Source organism: Rhizobium indigoferae, from assembly GCF_034554815.1.
In the GTDB taxonomy this organism is placed as follows: domain Bacteria; phylum Pseudomonadota; class Alphaproteobacteria; order Rhizobiales; family Rhizobiaceae; genus Rhizobium; species Rhizobium leguminosarum.
In genome coordinates, this window is sequence record NZ_CP140635.1 from 3,249,928 (window position 1) to 3,269,794 (window position 19,867).

Below are 19,867 nucleotides of genomic sequence, written 5' to 3' on the forward strand. Positions count from 1 at the left end.
CGCGTCACACGCATCCCGCTATCTCCACACGATCCGATAGCAAATGGCCAGATGTTTCGCAGACCCTCATGCGGGCGGCATGCGGCGGCCGCATAGAGAGGAAGGACCAGCATGCCAGAACCGCTCAAGAACCTGCTGCATGAGGCATTGGTCGGCGATATGGCCGATCGCATTGCCGGCAACGCGCCGACTTTCGATAAAAGCCGCTTCGTGACGCTGGCGACCGAGGGCCTCACCGCGTTGGAGCTGATGGAGCGCTCGGCCCTGATCCGCGACGCACTGTTTGCAACACTTCCCGGTGATTTCCGAGAGGCCGCAGCCATGCTCAAGGCGAGCCTGCCCGCCGCCGGCAGGCCGGGGCTCTCCGGCTGGATGCTGCTGCCGGTCAATCAGTTCATCGCCGCACGCGGCCCCGATCACTTCGATCTCGGTCTTGCTCTCCTGAAGGCGCTGACGCCACATTTCACAGCCGAATACGGCATCCGCCCCTTTATCCACCGCGACCAGCAGCGCGCGCTGGCCATCATTTCAGGCTGGGTCGACGATCCCGATCAGCATGTGCGACGGCTGGCGAGCGAAGGAACGCGGCCGCGCCTGCCTTGGGCGATGCGTCTGCCGCAGCTCGTGAAGAATCCAGCGTCGATCCTGCCTATCCTGACCGCGCTGATGGATGATCCGGAAGATTATGTGCGCCGCTCCGTGGCCAACAGCCTGAACGACGTCGCCAAGGACCACCCGGACCTGGTCGCCGCCTTCATCGCCAGTCATATCGACGGCGCTTCATCCGAACGTCGCTGGCTGCTGAAACACGCCTCGCGCACGCTTCTGAAGAAAGGCCACGCGCAGGCGCTCGCCAATTTCGGCTTCGCCGCGGCCGCTTCGCTCGAATGCGAACTGCGGCTCCGGAATGCTGAGGTGATGTTCGGCGAAGGGCTGGATTTCGAAATCCTGGTAACAAACGCCGGCGAGCGAGCGCAGTCGCTGATGATCGACTACGCCATTCACCATATGAAGAGCGACGGTTCGCTCTCACCCAAGGTCTTCAAGTGCAAGGCAATAATGCTCGCTCCGGGGCAAAGCCATACGATTGGGCGCCGCCACGCCATGCGGCCAATCACGACGCGACGCTATTATCCAGGCGAACATCGCATCGCCATCCTCGTCAACGGCGTTGAGACCGCATCGCAAAGCTTCGTCCTCGTCATGCCCTCCCCTGACCCGGCTTGAGGCTTTCTTGTGCACTGCACTTGACTTTCCACGCGAACTAGCCCAAATGCGGGTCAGCTTTCACCCTTCCGGCCGCCGCGTGAGCGTGCCCCTGCTGAAAAATACAGACGCAGGAAGAAGGGACAAAAGCGCATTTCGATAGAGCGCCGCACTCCCATGAGCGGCCAGAAGCGCTGGAAAGCTTTTTCCAACTCACAAGTTCCCACTTCACGCGGGGTTCTTGACGCCAGAATGAAACCGGATCGCATGGTGCGTTCCGGCGATAGTCATTGTGGCGCCCCGAAAGGTTATACCTTGACTAATTTTGAATCGCTTGGTGTCTCCAAGCCGATCGTCGCTACTTTGTTCCAGCTCGGCATCGAGACGCCGACGCCCATCCAGGAACATGCCATTCCCCTCCTCCTCGAAGGCCGCGACCTGATCGGCCTTGCCCAGACCGGCACCGGCAAGACCGCCGCTTTCGGCCTGCCGCTGATCGAAAAGCTGCTCGCCGATGAGCGGCGTCCCGACAACCGCACGACGCGCACGCTGATCCTGGCGCCGACCCGCGAACTGGTGAACCAGATCGCCGAGAGCCTGAAGAAGTTCATCCGCAAGTCGTCGCTGCGCATCAACGTCGTCGTCGGCGGCGTCTCGATCAACAAGCAGCAGCTTCAGCTCGAAAAGGGCACCGACATCCTCGTCGCCACCCCGGGCCGCCTGCTCGACCTCGTCAATCGCCGCGCGATCACGCTGACCACGGTCCGCTATCTCGTGCTCGACGAAGCCGACCAGATGCTCGACCTCGGCTTCGTGCATGATCTGCGCAAGATCGCCAAGATGGTGCCGAAAAAGCGCCAGACCATGCTCTTCTCGGCCACCATGCCGAAGGCGATCGCCGATCTCGCCGGCGAATATCTCGTCGATCCCGTCAAGGTCGAAGTCACGCCCCCGGGTAAGGCTGCCGACAAGGTCGAACAGTACGTCCATTTCGTCGGCGGCAAGAACGACAAGACGGAACTGCTCCGCAAGTCGCTGACCGAAAACCCTGACGGCCGCGCCATGGTCTTCCTGCGCACCAAGCACGGTGCGGAGAAGCTGATGAAGCATCTCGAGAATATCGGCTATTCCGTCGCCTCGATCCACGGCAACAAGAGCCAGGGCCAGCGCGAGCGGGCGCTGAAGGCCTTCCGCGACGGCAGCATCAAGACGCTGATTGCCACCGACGTCGCCGCCCGCGGCATTGACATCCCTGCTGTCAGCCATGTCTACAACTACGACCTGCCTGAGGTGCCTGACGCCTATGTCCATCGCATCGGCCGCACGGCGCGCGCCGGCCGCGACGGTATCGCCATCGCTTTCTGCGCTCCCGACGAAGCCAAGCTGCTGCGTGATATCGAGCGCCTGATGGGCATCGACATCACTATCGCAAGCGGCGAACCGCCGGCCAACATCAGCGGCGGACCCCGCCGTGCCAACGGCAATGGCAACAACCGCAATCGCAATGGCGGCCAGGGTCGCGAAGGTCAGGGTCGTGGCGAAGGCCGTGGCGACCAGAACCGTTCGGAGCATCGCGGCAACCGTCAGGAACGCCGCCCGCGCCGCGAAGGTGAAGGCAGCGAAGTCCGCGCCGGCGGCGAGGAGCGTCGTCCGCGTCCGGAGCGCCCGACCAGCCGCAACGAGGATTTCCGCGGTCAGCGCCGCGGTGAAGCGACCCCGGATCTCGGCCCCGACAACGATCTGGCCTCGACCTCCGATTTCCGCTCCTCTGCAAAGCCACAGCGTCCGGCCCATCACGGCGCCCATGCCAATGGTGAACCGAGCGGTCATCACCGCGGCAACAGCCGTCACGCCCATGGCCGTCCGGCCCGCAAGCACGGCGAGGACCGCGGCCCGCAGCAGGCCCAGGCCGGCGAACCGCGCCGGGATGGCAACGGCGGCAACCGTCGCGGTGGCTCCGGCTCCCGCAACGGCGGCGGCCAGCGCCGCGAACGCGCCTGATAATTGAACGATCGAAAAGCAAAAAGGCCGGGGATATCTCCGGCCTTTTTGTTATCCAGCGCATCGGCCCGAAGATCGGAATCGATTTTCGGAAAGCACGATGCGTAGATTCAAAGAGTTAGAGCGTCCTTTGTACGTCCGAAAGGACGCACGGCGCTCTAAACCTCCGCAGGCCTATGCTCGCTGAACGCCTTGCGGTTGGTGAGATAGACACCTGTCACGACCACTACGGTGCCGACGATCAATGGCAGGGTCAGCGGTTCTCCGAAGGCGATGAAGGCTTCTAGGGCGACCGCTGGCGGCATCAGGTAGATCAGCGAGGCGGCGCGTGACACCTGGCCCCGACGGATCAGATGAAGCAGCAGCCCGACGCCGCCCATCGACAGGCCGAAGACCGACCAGGCAAGCGCGCCATAGGCCTGTGCGGCGCCGTCGAAATGCTGATGCTCGAAGATCAGCGAAAGCGGCAGGGTGAGGATCAGCGCTCCGATATATTGCAAGGTCGCGATGGTTCTGAGGTCGCCGGATTGCAGGTGCTTCTTCTGATAGAGCGTGCCGTAGGTGACGGACGCCATGGCGACCAGGTTGATCGCCAGCGGCAGGGCGGCATGCGTGAGATCGGCGGTCGCCGGATCGAGCAGCTTCGGCGAAACGGCGATGGCAATGCCGATGAAGCCGAGGGCAAGGCCGAGCTTCTGTGCCTGCTGCAGCCGCTCGCCGATGAGGAAGGGAGCTGCCATCGCCGTCAGCAACGGCTGCAGCGCCGCGATGATGCCCGATATGCCGGCCGGCACGCCATTGGCGATCGCCCACCAGAGACCGGCGAGATAGAAACCATGCAGGAAGAAGCCGGAATAGACGGCGCGCAGCGTCGCCGCCCGGCTGGGCCATTGCGCCCGCACCACCAGGCAGAGCGCCAGGAATGCCGCCGCCGACAGCGCATAGCGTATCGAAAGAAAGGTGAAGGGCTCTGAATGCAGCGAGGCGTATTTCGCCACTACCCAGCCCGTGGACCAGAGCAGGACGAAAACGGCGGGGGCAAGGCGATCGAGAGACATGGGGCATGGCTCGGGAGAGAAGGGTTCGCCGTGCTGATAGCCCCACCCGGCGGCTGCAGTCAAAAGCGAAGCGTTGATGCTTATTTGAAATTTCGCTGATGCAACGACCGGATGGCGGTTGCCACGGAGGGCGCCGAAGCTCGCGCACATGACCATATTCGATCGCCCTGGCCGAACGAAAAACGGTCACATGCTCAGATTTTGCGCAGCCCTTGCGATTGATTATCCGCCATGCCGCACCGCATCACCTTAAATGCCCAGATTTTCACCCGTTTCCCGCAGCGCAAAATCTTTTCCTCGAACTGCGCATGGTTCTTGCATTGCCATTTGCGTTGTATTCAAATGAACAAAAAGGGGAGCCGAGCCTTTGGCATTTGACGAAATGATTACCGGGGACGAAAGTCCTCGCGCGCCTTATGAAAAATACTTCGAGTGGTACAACAGCCAAGACCGGGCGCATCTGATATCCAAGTCCCGCGATGCGGAAAACATCTTCCGGAAGACCGGCATCACGTTCGCGGTCTACGGCCACGCCGACAGTTCCGAAAAGCTCATCCCCTTCGACATCATTCCCCGCATCATCTCCGCCCGCGAATGGCGCAAGCTCGCCCAAGGCATCGAGCAGCGGGTGATCGCGCTTAACGCCTTTCTGGACGATATCTACCATAAGCAGGAGATCATCCGCGCCGGCCGCGTTCCGCGTGAGCTGATCGAGAACAACGTCACCTTCATCCCCGAAATGATCGGTTTCCGGCCGCCCGGCGGCGTTTACACGCACATCGTCGGCACCGACATCGTGCGCACCGGAGAGGACCAGTTTTACGTGCTGGAGGATAATGCCCGCACGCCCTCCGGTGTCAGCTACATGCTGGAAAACCGGGAAACCATGATGCAGATGTTCCCTGAACTCTTTCATGAGAACAAGGTGCAGCGTGTCGAGGATTACCCCTATCTGTTGCGCCAGAGCCTCGCCTCGCTCGCCCCTCCTGGCTGCAAGGGCAAGCCGCGCGTCGCCGTGCTGACGCCGGGCATTTACAATTCCGCCTATTATGAGCATTCCTTCCTCGCCGACATGATGGGCGTCGAACTGGTCGAAGGCTCGGATCTGCGCGTCATCGACGGCAAGGTGAAGATGAGGACGACACGCGGTTACGAAGCGATTGACGTGCTCTACCGCCGCGTTGACGACGACTTCCTCGATCCCCTGACTTTCCGGGCCGATTCCGCGCTCGGCATTCCCGGCATCATGGATGTCTACCGCTCCGGAAACATCACCATCGCCAATGCGCCGGGCACCGGCATTTGCGACGATAAGGCGATCTACTCCTATATGCCCGAGATCGTCGAATTCTATACCGGCCGCAAGGCGCTGCTCGAAAACGTGCCGACCTGGCGCTGTTCGGAAGCCGATAGCCTGAAATATGTGCTGGAGCATCTGGAAGAGCTGGTGGTCAAGGAGGTGCACGGCTCCGGCGGCTACGGCATGCTGGTCGGCCCGACGGCATCGAAGAAGGAGCGCGCCGATTTCGCCGAGAAGCTGAAGGCCAAGCCGAACAATTACATCGCTCAGCCGACGCTGTCGCTCTCCACTGTGCCGATCCTCGTCAACAAGGGCATCGCGCCGCGCCATGTCGACCTTCGCCCCTATGTGCTTGTATCCGACAAGGTTCAGATCATTCCGGGTGGTCTCACCCGCGTGGCGCTGAAGCAGGGCTCGCTGGTGGTCAATTCCAGCCAGGGCGGCGGCACCAAAGACACCTGGGTATTGGAGGACTGATGCTCGGAAGAACCGCAAACGGCCTGTACTGGATGTTCCGTTACATCGAGCGCGCCGAAAATATCGCCCGCCTCGTCGATGCTGGGCTGCGCATGTCGCTCACCCGCAGCAGCGCAGGCGATGACAATTGGGATGGCGTGCTGCAAAGCGCTGGGGTGCGCGAGGCATATGACGAGGGCCACACGAAGCTGACGAATGCCGACGCGATCGACTATCTGCTGCGCGATCGCGCCAATCCATCAAGCGTCATGTCCTGCATCGAGTCCGGCCGCAACAATGCCCGCATGGTGCGCACCGCGCTGACGCGGGAGACCTGGGAAGCCACCAACGAATGCTGGATCGACTTGAAGTCGCTGCTCGAAAAGCGCGTCAAGGCGGCCGAAATGCCAGAGGTGATCGATGTCATCAAGCGCCGGGCGGGCCTCATCCGCGGTGCCTTCCATGGCTCGACACTGCGCAACGAGCTCTATAATTTTGCCCGCATCGGCACCTTCATCGAGCGGGCCGACAATACCAGCCGCATCCTCGACGTGAAATACTACGTGCTGCTACCCTCGGTCTCGGCCGTCGGCTCCTCTCTCGACAATGTGCAGTGGGAATCGATCCTGCGCTCGGTCTCCGCCCACCGCGCCTATAGCTGGGCCTATGACGGCGAATACCGGGCGATGAACATCGCCGACTTCCTGACCCTCAATGTCCAGATGCCGCGCTCGCTTGCCTATTGCTACGAGAAGATCGTCAGCAATCTCGGCTATCTCGCCCAGGATTACGAGGAGCGGCTCCCTGCCCACGATACCGCGGATGCGATCCGCAAGACACTGCAGACGAGAGCGATCCGGGATATCATGGATCAGGGCCTGCACGAATTCCTGGAGGATTTCGTCTCGCGCAACAATAAGCTCGGCGCGGAAATTTCCGACGGCTACCGGTTCTATGTATAAGCGGATAACAACATGAGACTGAAGATCAGCCACCTCACCGAATACCGCTACGACGGACCGACGCAGTTCTCGCTACAGAGGCTGCGGCTAACGCCGCCGACGAGCCCCGCTCAGAAAGTGCTCGGCTGGGCACTGAACGTCGAGGGCGCCACGCCCGAAGTGGAATATGACGACCAGTACGGCAATCACGTCAATCTGGTCTCGCTGGAAGGCGAGCAGGATGTGACGCGCATCCTCGCCGAAGGCGAGGTCGAGACGGAGGACAATAACGGCGTCACCGGCCCGCATGCCGGCTTCTGCCCGCTTTGGCTCTTCCTGCGCGACACGCCGCTGACCAAGGGCGGCAAGTTGGTCAAGGAACTGATCAAGGGCGTCGGTGGCGATAACGAGCTCGCCCGCATGCACGCGCTAATGGCCGCAATCCACGAAACGGTCGACTACAAGCCGGGCACCAGCAACACCGAGACGACCGCCGAACAGGCGTTGGAGAAGAAGAGCGGCGTCTGCCAGGACCATGCGCATATTTTCATTGCCGCCGCCCGCGCCTTGCAGGTACCGGCGCGTTACATCTCCGGTTATCTGATGATGGAGGAAAAGATCGAACAGGCTGCGACCCATGCATGGGCCGAGGCCCATATTCCCGGCCTCGGCTGGGTCGGGTTCGATCCCGCGAACGAGATTTGCCCGGACGCGCGCTACATCAGAGTCGCCTCCGGCCTCTGCTATCGCGACGCCGCGCCGATTTCAGGCATGCGCATCGGCACGCCGGGCGAAACGCTGTCGGTTACCGTGAAGGTCGAGGACGGCGGACAGATGCAAAGCCAGAGCCAGAGTTGAGCCGACCGCAAAGACAAATGGCCGGCGATCCGCGCACTCTTCGAACATGGCGCCGATGAAGATCGTCACATCGCGGTCTCGAACGCTTGATCGCCATCAGGCGAGAAAACCGGCAGACAAGAAAGAGGCGGGGTGATGCCCCGCCTTTTCCAATCTTGGATAACCCGACTAGTGGCTGTCCTTGCCAACCGCATTTCCGCGACATCCCTTGAGGAAGTCGAGGTCGGCGCCGGTATCGGCCCCTTCGACATGCTGCTGATGCAGGAAGGCATAGCCGGATGTGGGCAGATCATGGTTCGGCTGCCACTCGGCGAGCCGCCGCGCCAGTTCTTCCTCGGAAATGTCGAGATGCAGGCGACGGTTCGGCACATCAAGCTCGATCATGTCGCCGTTTTTCACAACCGCGAGCGGCCCGCCAACCGCCGCTTCCGGCGAGGTGTGCAGCACGACGGTACCGTAGGCGGTTCCGGACATACGAGCGTCGGAAATGCGCACCATGTCGAGGATGCCTTTCTTGAGCACCTTCGGCGGCAGCCCCATATTGCCGACCTCGGCCATCCCGGGATAGCCCTTCGGCCCACAGTTCTTCATGACCATGATGCAGGTTTCGTCGATGTCGAGGTTATCGTCGTTGATCTTGGCCTTGTAGTCGTCGATGTCCTCGAAAACAACAGCCCTGCCCCGGTGCACCAGCAGATGCGGCGAAGCCGCTGAAGGCTTCAACACCGCGCCCTTCGGCGCGAGGTTGCCGCGCAGCACGACGATGCCGCCCGAAGCTGTCAGCGCCTTTTCGGCCGGCAGGATAACGTCTTCGTTCCAGTTGACGACGTCCTTGACCTCGTCCCAGACGGTCTCGCCGGATACCGTCAGCGCATCCTTGTGCAGGAGACCCGCCTCGCCGAGGCGCTTCAGCACCACCGGCAGGCCGCCGGCATAGAAGAACTCCTCCATCAGGTACTTGCCCGACGGCATCAGGTTGACGATGGTCGGGACGTCACGGCCACAGCGATCCCAGTCGTCAAGCGAAAGATCGATGCCGACACGGCCGGCGATGGCGAGCAGGTGAACGACGGCGTTGGTCGATCCGCCGATGGCCGCGTTGGTGCGGATGGCATTCTCGAAGGCCTGCTTCGTCATGATCTCGGAGGGCTTCAGGTCGTCCTTGACCATCTGCACGATACGCCGGCCGGTAAGCTGCGCCATGACCTTGCGGCGGGAATCGACGCCCGGGATCGCGGCATTGCCGGAGAGCGCCATGCCGAGTGCCTCGGCCATGGAAGCCATGGTGGAGGCCGTGCCCATGGTGTTGCAGGTGCCCGACGAACGGCTCATCGAGGCTTCCGCCTCGAGGAATTCGGCCTGCGTCATCTCGCCGGCCTTCACCATTTCGGAAAACTTCCACAGATGCGTGCCCGAGCCGACCCGTTCGCCGCGGAAATAGCCGTTCAGCATCGGCCCGCCGGTGACGACGATCGAAGGCAGGTCGCAGGAAGCCGCCCCCATGATAAGCGACGGCGTGGTCTTGTCGCAGCCGACCAACAATACGCAGCCATCCATCGGCTGGCCGCGGATCGCCTCTTCCACCGCGAGCGCGGCAAGATTGCGGTACATCATCGCCGTCGGGCGGAAGGTGTTTTCGGATGCCGAGAACACCGGCACCTCAAGCGGGAAGCCGCCGGCCTCCCATACGCCCGCCTTCACCTTTTCAGCGAGCTCTCTGAGATGACCGTTGCACGGGGTCATATCCGACCAGGTGTTGAGGATGCCGATCACCGGCCGGCCGTCGAACAGGTCGTGCGGATAACCCTGGTTCTTAAGCCAGCCGCGGTGATAGATCACGTCGCGGCTCGTACCGCCGTACCATTCCTGCGACCTCAGCTTGCGCGGCCATTCCGCTTTCTTTTTCATCGTCTCTATCCTTCGGGATATCGCCGGACCGCCTCGTACGGCCCGGTTCATCGCATTTTTCTCAAGCCAGCGTGTAGGCGGTCTTGACGGTTGTGTAGAATTCGGCGGCGTACTTGCCCTGCTCGCGCGGGCCGTAGGACGAGCCCTTGCGGCCGCCGAAGGGAACGTGGAAATCGACGCCGGCGGTCGGCAGGTTGACCATCACCATGCCGGCCTCGGAATTGCGCTTGAAATGCGTCGCATGTTTCAGGCTCGTCGTCGCGATGCCGGCAGAGAGCCCGAACGGCGTGTCGTTGGCCGTCGCCAGCGCCTCGTCGTAATCCTTGACCCGGATCACCGACACAACAGGCCCGAAGATCTCCTCGCGCGAGATCCGCATCTGGTTGGTCGCTTCGGTAAACAGCGTCGGCTGCAGATAGAAGCCGGGCGTTTCGCGGGATATCACTTCGCCGCCGAAGGCGAGTTTCGCGCCTTCTTTTCTACCGATCTCGATATAGTCGGTATCGGTCTTCAGCTGCCGCTCATCGACGACAGGGCCGATATGCGTGCCGGCCTTCAGAGCGTTGTCGACGACGAGCGTCTTCAGCTTGTCGGTCAGCGCCGCCACGAACTTGTCGTGGATGCCCTCGGTGACGATGAGGCGCGATGACGCGGTGCAGCGCTGGCCTGTGGAGAAGAAACCGGAATTGGCGGCTGCCTCGACGGCGACGTTGAGATCGGCATCGTCGAGCACGACCATCGGGTTCTTGCCGCCCATTTCCAGCTGGAACTTGCGGTTATGCTCGATCGAGGCAGCGGCGACGCGCCTGCCGGTGCCGGTGGAACCGGTGAAGGTGATGCCGTGAACGTCGGGGCTTTCGAGCATTGCCTGGCCGACGACCGAGCCCTTGCCCATGATGAGGTTCAGCACGCCCTTCGGCAGGCCGGCGCGATGCAGGATATCGACGATCGCCCAGGAACAGGCGGGCACCAGTTCGGCCGGCTTGAAGACGATGGTGTTGCCGTAGCAGAGCGCCGGCGCGATCTTCCAGGCGGGAATGGCGATCGGGAAGTTCCACGGCGTGATGATGCCGATGACGCCGAGAGCCTCGCGGGTGATCTCGATGCCGATATTCGGACGAACCGACGGCAGGACCTCGCCGGCCAGCCTCAGCGCCTCACCGGCGAAGAATTCGAAAATCTGCGATGCGCGGATAACCTCGCCGGTGGCTTCCGGCAGCGTCTTGCCTTCTTCGCGGGCAAGCAACGCACCGAGCTCGTCCTTGCGCGCCATGATCTCGTCGCCGGCCTTCTTCAGGATGACGTGGCGCTCCCAGATGCCCGAACGCGACCAGGCCGGGAAAGCGGCCTTGGCGGCAGCGATGGCGTTTCTCGTGTCATCAGCGCTGCCATCGGCATAGAGGCCGACGACCTCATTCGTATCCGACGGATTGATGTTCTTCGTGGCGTTCGAGCCGACCCATTCGCCGGCGATCAGATTTTGATAAATGGTCATGGGCTTAACAAGCCTCCTTTACCGTTTACGAGCAAAGATCCGGCCGCCGATGCGGCCAGGTCTGGAATTCAGAGCTGCCTGACGGCGATCTCTTCCTCGGCGGCTATCTTGAGTGGGTTACGGAGCGACAGGCCGAATTCGGCGACTTCGATCTCGAAGACATCGCCCTCTTCCGTCTTGACGCCATCGGCAAAGGAAAGGGTCGCCGTGCCGAACATATGGACATGAACATCGCCCGGAACACGGAAGAGGCCGTATTTGAAGTGGTGATACTCCAGATTGGCGAAGGTGTGCGACATGTTCGCCTCGCCGGACAGGAACGGCTTTTCGAAAATCACCTTGTCGCCGCGCTTGATGCGCGAGGTGCCGCGAATATCTTCCGGCGCCGCGCCGACGCGGATTTCCGGACCATAGGCGGCCGGGCGCAATTTTGAGTGGGCCAGAAAGAGATAGTTGATCCGCTCGGTGACGTGGTCCGAAAACTCGTTCGACATTGCAAAGCCGATGCGGAACGGCGTGCCGTCCTTGGCGATCACGTAAATGCCAGCCATTTCAGGCTCTTCGCCGCCGTCGAGCGCGAAGGAGGGCGAGATGAGCGGCGCGCCGGGGGCAGCGGCGCCATAGCCGTTGCCCTTGTAGAACCATTCGGGCTGGACGCCCTTTTCGCCGGCCTTCGGCTTGCCGTTCTCAAGGCCCATCTTGAACATCTTCATCGAGTCCGTGAGGGTTTCCTCCGCGGCTTCGGTGGTCTTCTTGTGCATCGAATCGCGTGTTGCCGCCGAGCCCAAATGCGTCAGGCCGGTGCCGGTCAGATGCAGGTGCGCGGCATCGGGATGGGTGATCGGCGGCAGGAAGCGGCCTTCTGCATAGGCCTTCTCAAGATCGACGGCATCGCCGTAGCCATGCGCTTCGATGACCGAGGCAAGCGACTTGCCGCCGTCTGCGGCTTCCATCGCCAGCGCATAGACGCTGACGGCATTCTTGATCGACCTGGCAGCGCCGCCCGCCTCGCGCACGGCGACGATGATCTCTCCGTTTGCACCCTTGATCTGTGAAATAAGCACGTTACTCATCCTTTTCCTTTGGCGATGGCACAGCTACGCCTCTCCGGCTCCAGGCGGAGCCGGAATTCAGGTTTCTTATGACTGCGATGCGGGTGCCGAGCTAAGCTCAGCCCTTGTTCTTATTGTAAACGTCGAAGAACACGGCAGCGAGAAGCACCGCACCCTTGACCATCTGCTGCGAGTCGGTGCCGAGACCGTGGATCGACATGCCGTTGTTCATGATGCCCATGATCAGAGCGCCGATAACAGCGCCGGTCACCTTGCCGACGCCGCCCTGGGCGGATGCGCCGCCGATGAAGCAGGCCGCAATCACGTCGAGTTCAAGACCGAAGCCGCCCTTGGCCGTCGCCGAATTGAGACGCAGGGCAACGATCAGTCCGGCCAGTCCGGCAAGCAGGCCCATGTTTGCGAACGTCAGGAAGGTCAGCCGCTCGGTGTTGATACCGGAAAGCTTCGTCGCCTTCTCATTGCCACCCATGGCGTAGATGCGGCGGCCGATCGTCGTGCGGCGGGTAATGAAGGCATAGGCAGCCACCAGAACGAGCATGACCATCAGCACATTCGGGAAGCCGCGATAGATCGACAGCTGGTAGCCGAGCGCCAGAATGGCGAGGGTGACGAGGGCGTTCTGGACGAGGAAAAAGCCTAGCGGCTCGACGTCATTGCCATGCTTTTCATTCGACAGGCGCTTGCGCCATGCCAGATAGAAGAGGGTTACGGCGCCGACGACGGTGAGAATGATCGAGGTCGAGTTGATGCCGCCCATATCGAAAGCGTTCGGCAGAAAGCCGATGCTGATCAGCTGGAAAGCCGGCGGGAAAGGACCGATGCTGGTGCCGGTCCCCGATGCCGTCATCACGAACAGCGTCAGGCCGCGGAAGACCAGCATGCCGGCCAGCGTGACGATGAAGGACGGGATCTTGTGATAAGCGACGAAATAGCCCTGGATGCCGCCGACAAGCGCACCCATGGCGAGACATACGATACCCGCCAGGACATAGTTGGTGTGCCATTGCACCGTCATGACGCCGGCGATAGCGCCGATAAAGCCGACGACGGAGCCAACCGAAAGGTCGATATGGCCGGCGACGATCACCAGCAGCATGCCGAGCGCCATGATGACGATGAACGAGTTCTGCAGAATGATGTTGGTCAGGTTGAGCGGCCTGAAGAGAACGCCACCGGTCGAGAACTGGAAGAACACCATAATCGCGATGAGCGCGATAAACATGCCGTATTCGCGGATGTTGCCGCGAACGTAGTCTCCGACGGAGACGACACGCCCCTGCTCAGCGATGGGTTGATTGATCGGCGTCATTGTTTCTTCTCCCCTGAGCGCATGATAGCGCGCATGATGGTTTCCTGGCTTGCTTCTCCCTTCGGCAGTTCCGCGACGATGCGTCCTTCGTTCATCACGTAGATGCGGTCACACGTACCGAGCAGTTCGGGCATTTCCGACGAGATCATCAGAACGCCCTTTCCATCGGCGGCAAGCTGGTTGATGATAGTATAGATTTCGTATTTTGCGCCAACATCGATGCCGCGCGTCGGCTCGTCGAGGATCAAAATATCGGGATCCGAGAACAGCCACTTCGACAGCACCACCTTCTGCTGGTTGCCGCCGGAAAGATTGACCGCCTCCTGGAAGATGCTGGAGGAACGGATGCGCAGCTTCGACCGATAGTCGGTCGCAACTCTCGATTCCTTGACGCTGTCGATAACGGACGCATTCGACACCGCCTTCAAATTGACGAGCGTCGTGTTGTGCAGGATCGTATCGTTGAGCACGAGGCCGAGCTGCTTGCGGTCTTCGGTAACGTAGGCGAGACCTGCATCGATCGCCTTGCGCACGGTGCTGACGTCGACCGGCTTGCCGTGCATCAGCGCCTCGCCCGAAACCTTGTGGCCATAGGCCTTGCCGAAGAGGCTCATGGCGAATTCGGTGCGCCCTGCCCCCATCAGGCCAGCGATACCGACGACTTCGCCCTTGCGGACGGTGACGTTGATATTGTGCAGGACCTGACGGTCGCGGTGCTGCTGGTGATAGGCGTTCCAGTTCTTCACTTCGAGAATGGTTTCGCCGATCGGCACCGAACGCGGCGGGTAGCGGTCCTCGAGATCGCGACCGACCATGTTGCGGATGATGATGTCTTCGCTGATCTCGTCCGCATGACAGTCGAGCGTCTTGACGGTCATCCCGTCGCGCAGGACCGTGATCTGGTCGGCGACCTTGCGGATCTCGTTCAGCTTATGGGAAATGATGATCGAAGTGATGCCCTGCTTGCGGAACTCGATCAGCAGGTTGAGGAGAGCATCGGAATCGCGTTCATTGAGCGAGGCTGTGGGCTCGTCGAGGATGAGCAGCTTGACGCTCTTCGACAGCGCCTTGGCGATCTCGACGAGCTGCTGCTTGCCGACGCCGATATCGGTGACCAGCGTGTTCGGAGATTCGGACAGGCCTACTTTCTTCAGCAGCTGCTTGGTGCGGTTGAATGTCTCGTCCCAGCTGATGACGCCGCTCTTGGCGTTCTCGTTGCCAAGGAAGATGTTTTCGCCGATCGACAGCAACGGCACGAGCGCCAGTTCCTGGTGAATGATGACGATGCCGATTTCTTCGGAGTCCTTCAGGACCTTGAAGTTGCGCGTCTCGCCTTCATAGACGATGTCGCCTTCATAGCTTCCAGTGGGATAGACGCCTGATAGCACCTTCATCAGGGTCGATTTGCCTGCCCCGTTTTCGCCCACCAATGCGTGGATCTCACCCTGGCGAACCTTGAGGTTCACATTCTCCAGCGCCTTGACGCCCGGGAACGTCTTGGTGATGCTCCGCATTTCGAGGATAGTATTGTCCATAGTCAAAGTTCCAGCGCCTGCAGCCGTCAAGCGGCTGGGCGATCATAAAATCGAAGACCGGAACCCGCAAGCGCGGGCTCCGGTCCTTCTCATTACTTCAGCTTGTCTTCAGAGTAGTAACCGCTGTCGACGAGGATCTGCTTGTAGTTGGTCTTGTCGACGGCAACCGGCTTCAGCAGATAGGACGGGACGACCTTGACGCCGTTGTCGTAGGTCTTCGTGTCGTTGACCTCAGGCTCCTTGCCCGACATCACGGCATCGACCATGGCAACGGTGACCTTGGCGAGTTCGCGGGTGTCCTTGAAGATCGTCGAGTGCTGTTCGCCAGCGATGATCGACTTGACCGACGGGATTTCAGCGTCCTGACCGGTGACGATCGGCAGCGGCTGAGCCGCAGTACCGTAACCAACGCCCTTCAGCGAGGAGATGATACCGATGGACAGACCGTCGTAAGGCGACAGAACGGCATCGACCTTGGCGTCGGTGTAGTTGGCCGAGAGCAGGTTGTCCATGCGGGCCTGGGCCGTTGCCGGATCCCAACGCAGCGTGCCGACCTTGTCCATGCCGGTCTGGCCGGACTTCACGACGAGCTTGCCGCTGTCGATGTAGGGCTGCAGAACGGACATTGCGCCATCATAGAAGAAGAAGGCGTTGTTGTCGTCAGGCGAGCCGCCGAACAGTTCGATGTTGAACGGGCCCTTGCCGTCCTTGAGGCCGAGGCCGTCAACGATGGAGCCAGCCTGCAGAACGCCGACCTGGAAGTTGTCGAACGTCGCGTAGTAGTCGACGTTGCCCGAATCGCGGATCAGACGGTCATAAGCGATGACCTTGATGCCGGCGTCGTGTGCCTTCTGGAGAACGTCAGAAAGCGTCGTACCGTCGATCGAAGCGATGACGAGAACCTTGGCACCCTTGGTGACCATGTTTTCGATCTGCGAAAGCTGGTTCGGAATGTCGTCGTCGCCATACTGCAGGTCAGTGCCGTAACCGGCAGCCTGGAGCTGCTTGACGATGTTGTTGCCGTCGTCGATCCAGCGGGCCGAAGCCTTGGTCGGCATCGCAATACCGACAGTGCCCTTATCCGCGGCCAGAGCCGGCGCAACGAACGAAGCGACGCCGAAGGCAGCCGCAGCCATCAATGAGATAATGGATTTCATTTCTCTCTCCCTTGTTAATAAGCAGCGGACGAAAAATCGCCCGCCCCGAAACTGTGGCAGGTTCCGTATTGGATAGTTACTTCAGATGGTGAGAAACGAAGTAGGTCTCCTCCACGATCTCACACGTGTTGAGTGCCAACCAGCACACGGCGGCAAACTGGTATGGATTCCTATAACTGTCAAATAGAATAAGTGCTAACGTGCATAACAATTTTGGTATATCGTTAAAAAGTATTACTTTTGATGGAGCGCAGCGAGGAGGCTGCAACCATGACGGTTATTTCTGAGCCATTTTTGATGGATCACGTCGATATCCACAGCGATAATTTCGGCGATGACAGCCTTTTGCGTGCAGGACTTAAGCTGAATCACCTGCGGATGATCGTCGCAATCGAAGATAGTGGACAGATTTCCGCAGCTGCGGAAGTCCTGAACATCTCGCAGCCCGCCGCATCGCGGATGTTGTCCGAAATGGAATCAATCACCAAGACATCGCTCTATGAGCGCGTGGCCCGCGGCGTGGTGCTGACGACCTTCGGCGCAGCGCTTGCCCGGAGAGCCCGGAAGATCCTTTTGGAACTGCGCGAGGCGAGCCGCGAGATCGGCGAACTGAAAAGCGGCAAGGGCGGCTCGGTCTTCATCGGCTCGGTGACGGCGCCGGCCATGAGCCTCGTCGTGCCGGCGATCAACAAGGTGCGCAAGGCCTATCCCGGCATCGAGATCAACATCCAGGTGGAGACGAGCAACGTGCTTGCCCGCGAACTGCTCGCCGCCCGCCATGACTTCATCATCGGCCGCATTCCCGATGATCTCAACCCGCGCCTGTTCGAAGTGACGGAGATCGGCATCGAGCGGGCTTGCCTGATCGTGCGCAGCTGCCATCCGCTCATGAAGCAAAAGACCAGCAGCCTTTCCGACGTGAGGGATTATGACTGGGTGTTCCAGCCGCCGGGCACGCTGCTGCGCCGCACGATCGAGGACGTTTTCCTGTCGCAGGGTGTGGCGCTGCCGGAAAATATCGTCAACACCTCCTCGCTGCTTCTGACCTGCGCCATCATCTGCGAATCCGATGCGATCGCTCCGGTCGCCGTCGACGTCGCCCAGTTCCTTGCCAGCCAAGGCTCGAATGCCTCCGACGTATGCATGCTGCCGATCGATTTCGACATCAACGTCAAGCCCTACAGTATGATCACGGCGAGGGAGCGGGCGCTGCCGCCGAGCGCAAGGCTGCTCTACGACATCATCCTCGAGGAGAGCCGCAAGCAGGCCGGCTGACGACGGCCGCAAGCCCTGCGCCATCTTGCTCTCCTTTAATGCGCCTGGAGCAATCCAGCAAAAGTGTGCAGCGGTTTTGCGTCCGGAATTGCGTGAACAAGGAGATGGAGCATTTCCGTGGTTCGAAGAAAAACGGAAATGCTCTCAAGGAAGGCGGATGCTGTTCGGGCAGTCGGTATTTCAATCAGTCCTCGAGCGGCTGAAGGCGGAAGACGAGATGGCCGAAGACGCCGAAGCGCCGGCCGCCCATCGCGTGTCCGGCCTCGGCACCGGGCTTGCCTTCGATGTCATGGAGGGCGTCTCAGTCGCGTCGCAGCGCGTCGGCCAGGCTTATTTCGACAATCTGGATCTCGATGCCGCCGCTGGGGTCGTGGAGAAACCGGCGTCTGCGCCTCCAGCCGGGCCCGTCATGCCGGATCATCTCACCCGCACGGCACCGGAGGAGGTTGCCGCCGAACTGGCGATCTCCGCCGCCGATACGCCACTGACGCTCCGCGAGAAGCGCCGCGCCTTCGCCCGCGCCAATCATCCCGATGGCGTAGAATTGCCCTTCCGTGACAATGCGACGAAGCGCATGATGCTGGCCAATCTGCTGATCGACGAAGCGCTGCGGCGATTGAGCCGCTGACTATTCCGCCTGCCCGTCCTTCGAAGGTTTTTCATCGGTCACAGCGGGTTCGTCCTCGTCCTCGGCGTCAGGCTGCACGGGCGGCTCGATGGCCGGAGGCTGCGGATTGAAGGTCCAGAACAGCATATAGAAGGAATAGGCGCCTGCCCCGCCGGCCAGCACCGCCCAGAACGGATCGCCGGTGACAAGTTCGACCACGGCCCAGCCGAAGCAAACGGCAACGATGGCAATCCGCACCCAGAGGCGCCGATATGCCGGATGATTCGGATCGATGAGTTTCATTCCTGCCCCGCGGTCGCATTTGTCGCACTGCCTTCGGCCCGTGCCGCGATTGTCTCTAGAGACTTTCCTGGCCAGATTAAAGCATTCTCTTGGCTGAAAGGCCGGGCATCTCTCCGCCGGGATCACAGGCGATCGGCTCTGCCCTGACCAAAATCTGCTCCGGCAGAATACGTCAATCCGACCATCAAAGGCTCTGGCCGACCATGAAAGGCTCTGGTTCGAATCTTGCAAATGTGAAAGATCCGCGGGCTTGACGCGGTCCACAGAAGATGGAATGAAAATTCCAGAATATTGGCAATTCGGTTTATTTGTTCCGAATTCAAGGGAGGTTAGAATGACAGTGAGATTTGGTCTTCTCGGCGCCGGCCGCATCGGCAAGGTCCATGCAAAGGCCGTCAGCGGCGACGCCAATGCGACGCTCGTCGCGGTCGCCGACGCCTTTCCGCAGGCCGCCGAAGCGATCGCCTCCGCCTATGGCTGCGAAGTCCGCACCATCGAGGCGATCGAGGCAGCCAAGGATATCGACGCCGTCGTCATCTGCACGCCGACGGATACCCATGCCGATCTGATCGAGCGCTTCGCCCGCGCCGGCAAGGCGATCTTCTGCGAAAAGCCGATCGATCTCGACGTCGCCCGCGTCAAGGCCTGCATCAAGGTTGTGGAAGAGACCGGCGCCAAGCTGATGGTCGGCTTCAACCGCCGCTTCGACCCGCATTTCATGGCGGTGCGCAAGGTCATCGACGAAGGCAAGATCGGCGATGTCGAGATGGTGACGATCACCTCGCGTGACCCCGGCGCCCCACCGGTCGATTACATCAAGCGTTCCGGCGGCATCTTCCGCGACATGACGATCCATGACTTCGACATGGCCCGCTTCCTGCTCGGCGAAGAACCGGTATCGGTTTTCGCAACCGCCGCCGTGCTCGTCGACAAGGCGATCGGCGAAGCTGGTGACTATGACAGCGTTTCGGTGATCCTGCAGACGAAATCCGGCAAGCAGGCCATCATCTCCAACTCCCGCCGCGCCACCTATGGCTACGACCAGCGCATCGAAGCACACGGCTCCAAGGGCCTCGTCTCGGCCGAAAACCAGCGCCCGGTCTCCATCGAAGTCGCAAACGGCGAAGGCTACACCCGCCCGCCGCTGCATGATTTCTTCATGACCCGTTATACCGAAGCTTATGCCAACGAGATCGCAGCCTTCATCGCCGCGATCGAGAAGGGCTCCAAGATCTCTCCATCAGGCGCCGATGGTCTCGCAGCGCTCGCGCTCGCCGATGCCGCGGTCCAGTCCGTTAAGGAAGGCAAGCTTATCAAGATCGGCTGACGGCCCTCTCCCGACCGGAAGCCATGCATGAGATGGCCGGGCACCAGCCCGGCCATTT

The 19,867-nt window shown here is 61.0% G+C and carries 16 protein-coding genes; 8 read left to right on the forward strand and 8 right to left on the reverse strand.

Annotation, left to right across the window (positions count from 1 at the left end):
- Positions 1–111: 111 nt before the first annotated feature.
- Together U5G49_RS16330 and U5G49_RS16335 are read left to right on the forward strand one after the other, a co-directional pair.
- Positions 112–1,227, forward strand: a complete 1,116-nt coding sequence (locus U5G49_RS16330) for a DNA alkylation repair protein (RefSeq protein WP_193443360.1) — start codon at positions 112–114, stop codon at positions 1,225–1,227.
- Between the two features lie 246 nt (positions 1,228–1,473).
- Entirely contained in the window at positions 1,474–3,207 is a 1,734-nt protein-coding gene (locus U5G49_RS16335; protein ID WP_193443528.1) for a DEAD/DEAH box helicase, read from the forward strand.
- A 158-nt stretch (positions 3,208–3,365) separates the two neighbouring features.
- On the opposite strand, the gene U5G49_RS16340 is transcribed toward U5G49_RS16335, so the two are convergent.
- Complete coding sequence (locus U5G49_RS16340) at positions 3,366–4,265, reverse strand: DMT family transporter (RefSeq protein WP_112906634.1); 900 nt, start codon at positions 4,263–4,265, stop codon at positions 3,366–3,368.
- A 367-nt stretch (positions 4,266–4,632) separates the two neighbouring features.
- Between U5G49_RS16340 and U5G49_RS16345 the strand changes: the two genes are divergently transcribed.
- Genes U5G49_RS16345 through U5G49_RS16355 form a run of 3 tightly spaced genes read left to right on the forward strand, consistent with a single transcriptional unit; the run spans position 4,633 to position 7,820 of the window.
- Complete coding sequence (locus U5G49_RS16345) at positions 4,633–6,042, forward strand: circularly permuted type 2 ATP-grasp protein (RefSeq protein ID WP_018446777.1); 1,410 nt, start codon at positions 4,633–4,635, stop codon at positions 6,040–6,042.
- Positions 6,042–6,983, forward strand: coding sequence for an alpha-E domain-containing protein (locus tag U5G49_RS16350; protein WP_018446778.1), 942 nt, complete (start codon positions 6,042–6,044; stop codon positions 6,981–6,983). Before U5G49_RS16345 ends, U5G49_RS16350 begins: the two co-directional genes overlap by 1 nt.
- A gap of 12 nt (positions 6,984–6,995) precedes the next feature.
- Positions 6,996–7,820, forward strand: a complete 825-nt coding sequence (locus U5G49_RS16355; protein ID WP_130652884.1) for a transglutaminase family protein — start codon at positions 6,996–6,998, stop codon at positions 7,818–7,820.
- Positions 7,821–7,988: 168 nt separating this feature from the next.
- On the opposite strand, the gene araD is transcribed toward U5G49_RS16355, so the two are convergent.
- The 6 genes from araD to chvE all read right to left on the reverse strand — a co-directional run bounded on the left by araD (position 7,989) and on the right by chvE (position 16,297).
- Positions 7,989–9,728, reverse strand: coding sequence for an L-arabinonate dehydratase (gene araD, locus U5G49_RS16360; protein WP_193443358.1), 1,740 nt, complete (start codon positions 9,726–9,728; stop codon positions 7,989–7,991).
- A 61-nt stretch (positions 9,729–9,789) separates the two neighbouring features.
- The gene (locus tag U5G49_RS16365) at positions 9,790–11,223 is read right to left on the reverse strand and encodes an aldehyde dehydrogenase family protein (protein WP_112904510.1); all 1,434 of its coding nucleotides are present in this window, start codon (positions 11,221–11,223) and stop codon (positions 9,790–9,792) included.
- A 68-nt stretch (positions 11,224–11,291) separates the two neighbouring features.
- A complete protein-coding gene (gene araD1, locus U5G49_RS16370; RefSeq protein ID WP_193443355.1) occupies positions 11,292–12,287 on the reverse strand; it encodes an AraD1 family protein in 996 nt (331 codons plus the stop codon).
- A gap of 106 nt (positions 12,288–12,393) precedes the next feature.
- Positions 12,394–13,605, reverse strand: coding sequence for a multiple monosaccharide ABC transporter permease (gene mmsB / locus U5G49_RS16375; RefSeq protein WP_018243172.1), 1,212 nt, complete (start codon positions 13,603–13,605; stop codon positions 12,394–12,396).
- Positions 13,602–15,140, reverse strand: a complete 1,539-nt coding sequence (gene mmsA, locus U5G49_RS16380) for a multiple monosaccharide ABC transporter ATP-binding protein (protein ID WP_018243173.1) — start codon at positions 15,138–15,140, stop codon at positions 13,602–13,604. Before mmsA ends, mmsB begins: the two co-directional genes overlap by 4 nt.
- Before the next feature lie 92 nt (positions 15,141–15,232).
- A complete protein-coding gene (gene chvE, locus U5G49_RS16385) occupies positions 15,233–16,297 on the reverse strand; it encodes a multiple monosaccharide ABC transporter substrate-binding protein (RefSeq protein ID WP_003561803.1) in 1,065 nt (354 codons plus the stop codon).
- A gap of 270 nt (positions 16,298–16,567) precedes the next feature.
- On the opposite strand from chvE, the gene U5G49_RS16390 reads away from it, so the two are divergent.
- Together U5G49_RS16390 and U5G49_RS16395 are read left to right on the forward strand one after the other, a co-directional pair.
- A complete protein-coding gene (locus U5G49_RS16390) occupies positions 16,568–17,572 on the forward strand; it encodes a LysR family transcriptional regulator (RefSeq protein WP_018243174.1) in 1,005 nt (334 codons plus the stop codon).
- A gap of 157 nt (positions 17,573–17,729) precedes the next feature.
- Positions 17,730–18,200, forward strand: a complete 471-nt coding sequence (locus tag U5G49_RS16395; RefSeq protein WP_130652888.1) for a hypothetical protein — start codon at positions 17,730–17,732, stop codon at positions 18,198–18,200.
- Here the strand turns inward: U5G49_RS16395 and U5G49_RS16400 are convergent, their stop codons facing one another.
- Positions 18,201–18,482, reverse strand: coding sequence for a hypothetical protein (locus tag U5G49_RS16400; RefSeq protein ID WP_028733331.1), 282 nt, complete (start codon positions 18,480–18,482; stop codon positions 18,201–18,203).
- A 334-nt stretch (positions 18,483–18,816) separates the two neighbouring features.
- Here U5G49_RS16400 and iolG point away from each other — a divergent pair, with 334 nt between their 5' ends.
- Positions 18,817–19,809: an inositol 2-dehydrogenase gene (gene iolG, locus U5G49_RS16405; RefSeq protein ID WP_018243177.1), complete on the forward strand. Its 993-nt coding sequence runs from the start codon at positions 18,817–18,819 to the stop codon at positions 19,807–19,809.
- Positions 19,810–19,867 lie beyond the last annotated feature (58 nt).

Excerpts from the sequence above, each read along its gene's own strand:
- U5G49_RS16330 (WP_193443360.1), top strand. The coding sequence starts at position 112 with ATGCCAGAACCGCTCAAGAACCTGCTGCATGAGGCATTGGTCGGCGAT.
- U5G49_RS16335 (WP_193443528.1), top strand. The coding sequence starts at position 1,474 with ATGGTGCGTTCCGGCGATAGTCATTGTGGCGCCCCGAAAGGTTATACC.
- U5G49_RS16400 (WP_028733331.1), bottom strand. The coding sequence starts at position 18,482 with ATGAAACTCATCGATCCGAATCATCCGGCATATCGGCGCCTCTGGGTG.
- U5G49_RS16395 (WP_130652888.1), top strand. The coding sequence starts at position 17,730 with ATGCTGTTCGGGCAGTCGGTATTTCAATCAGTCCTCGAGCGGCTGAAG.
- U5G49_RS16365 (WP_112904510.1), bottom strand. The coding sequence starts at position 11,223 with ATGACCATTTATCAAAATCTGATCGCCGGCGAATGGGTCGGCTCGAAC.
- chvE (WP_003561803.1), bottom strand. The coding sequence starts at position 16,297 with ATGAAATCCATTATCTCATTGATGGCTGCGGCTGCCTTCGGCGTCGCT.
- iolG (WP_018243177.1), top strand. The coding sequence starts at position 18,817 with ATGACAGTGAGATTTGGTCTTCTCGGCGCCGGCCGCATCGGCAAGGTC.
- U5G49_RS16390 (WP_018243174.1), top strand. The coding sequence starts at position 16,568 with ATGACGGTTATTTCTGAGCCATTTTTGATGGATCACGTCGATATCCAC.
- mmsA (WP_018243173.1), bottom strand. The coding sequence starts at position 15,140 with ATGGACAATACTATCCTCGAAATGCGGAGCATCACCAAGACGTTCCCG.
- mmsB (WP_018243172.1), bottom strand. The coding sequence starts at position 13,605 with ATGACGCCGATCAATCAACCCATCGCTGAGCAGGGGCGTGTCGTCTCC.
- U5G49_RS16355 (WP_130652884.1), top strand. The coding sequence starts at position 6,996 with ATGAGACTGAAGATCAGCCACCTCACCGAATACCGCTACGACGGACCG.
- U5G49_RS16350 (WP_018446778.1), top strand. The coding sequence starts at position 6,042 with ATGCTCGGAAGAACCGCAAACGGCCTGTACTGGATGTTCCGTTACATC.
- araD (WP_193443358.1), bottom strand. The coding sequence starts at position 9,728 with ATGAAAAAGAAAGCGGAATGGCCGCGCAAGCTGAGGTCGCAGGAATGG.
- U5G49_RS16340 (WP_112906634.1), bottom strand. The coding sequence starts at position 4,265 with ATGTCTCTCGATCGCCTTGCCCCCGCCGTTTTCGTCCTGCTCTGGTCC.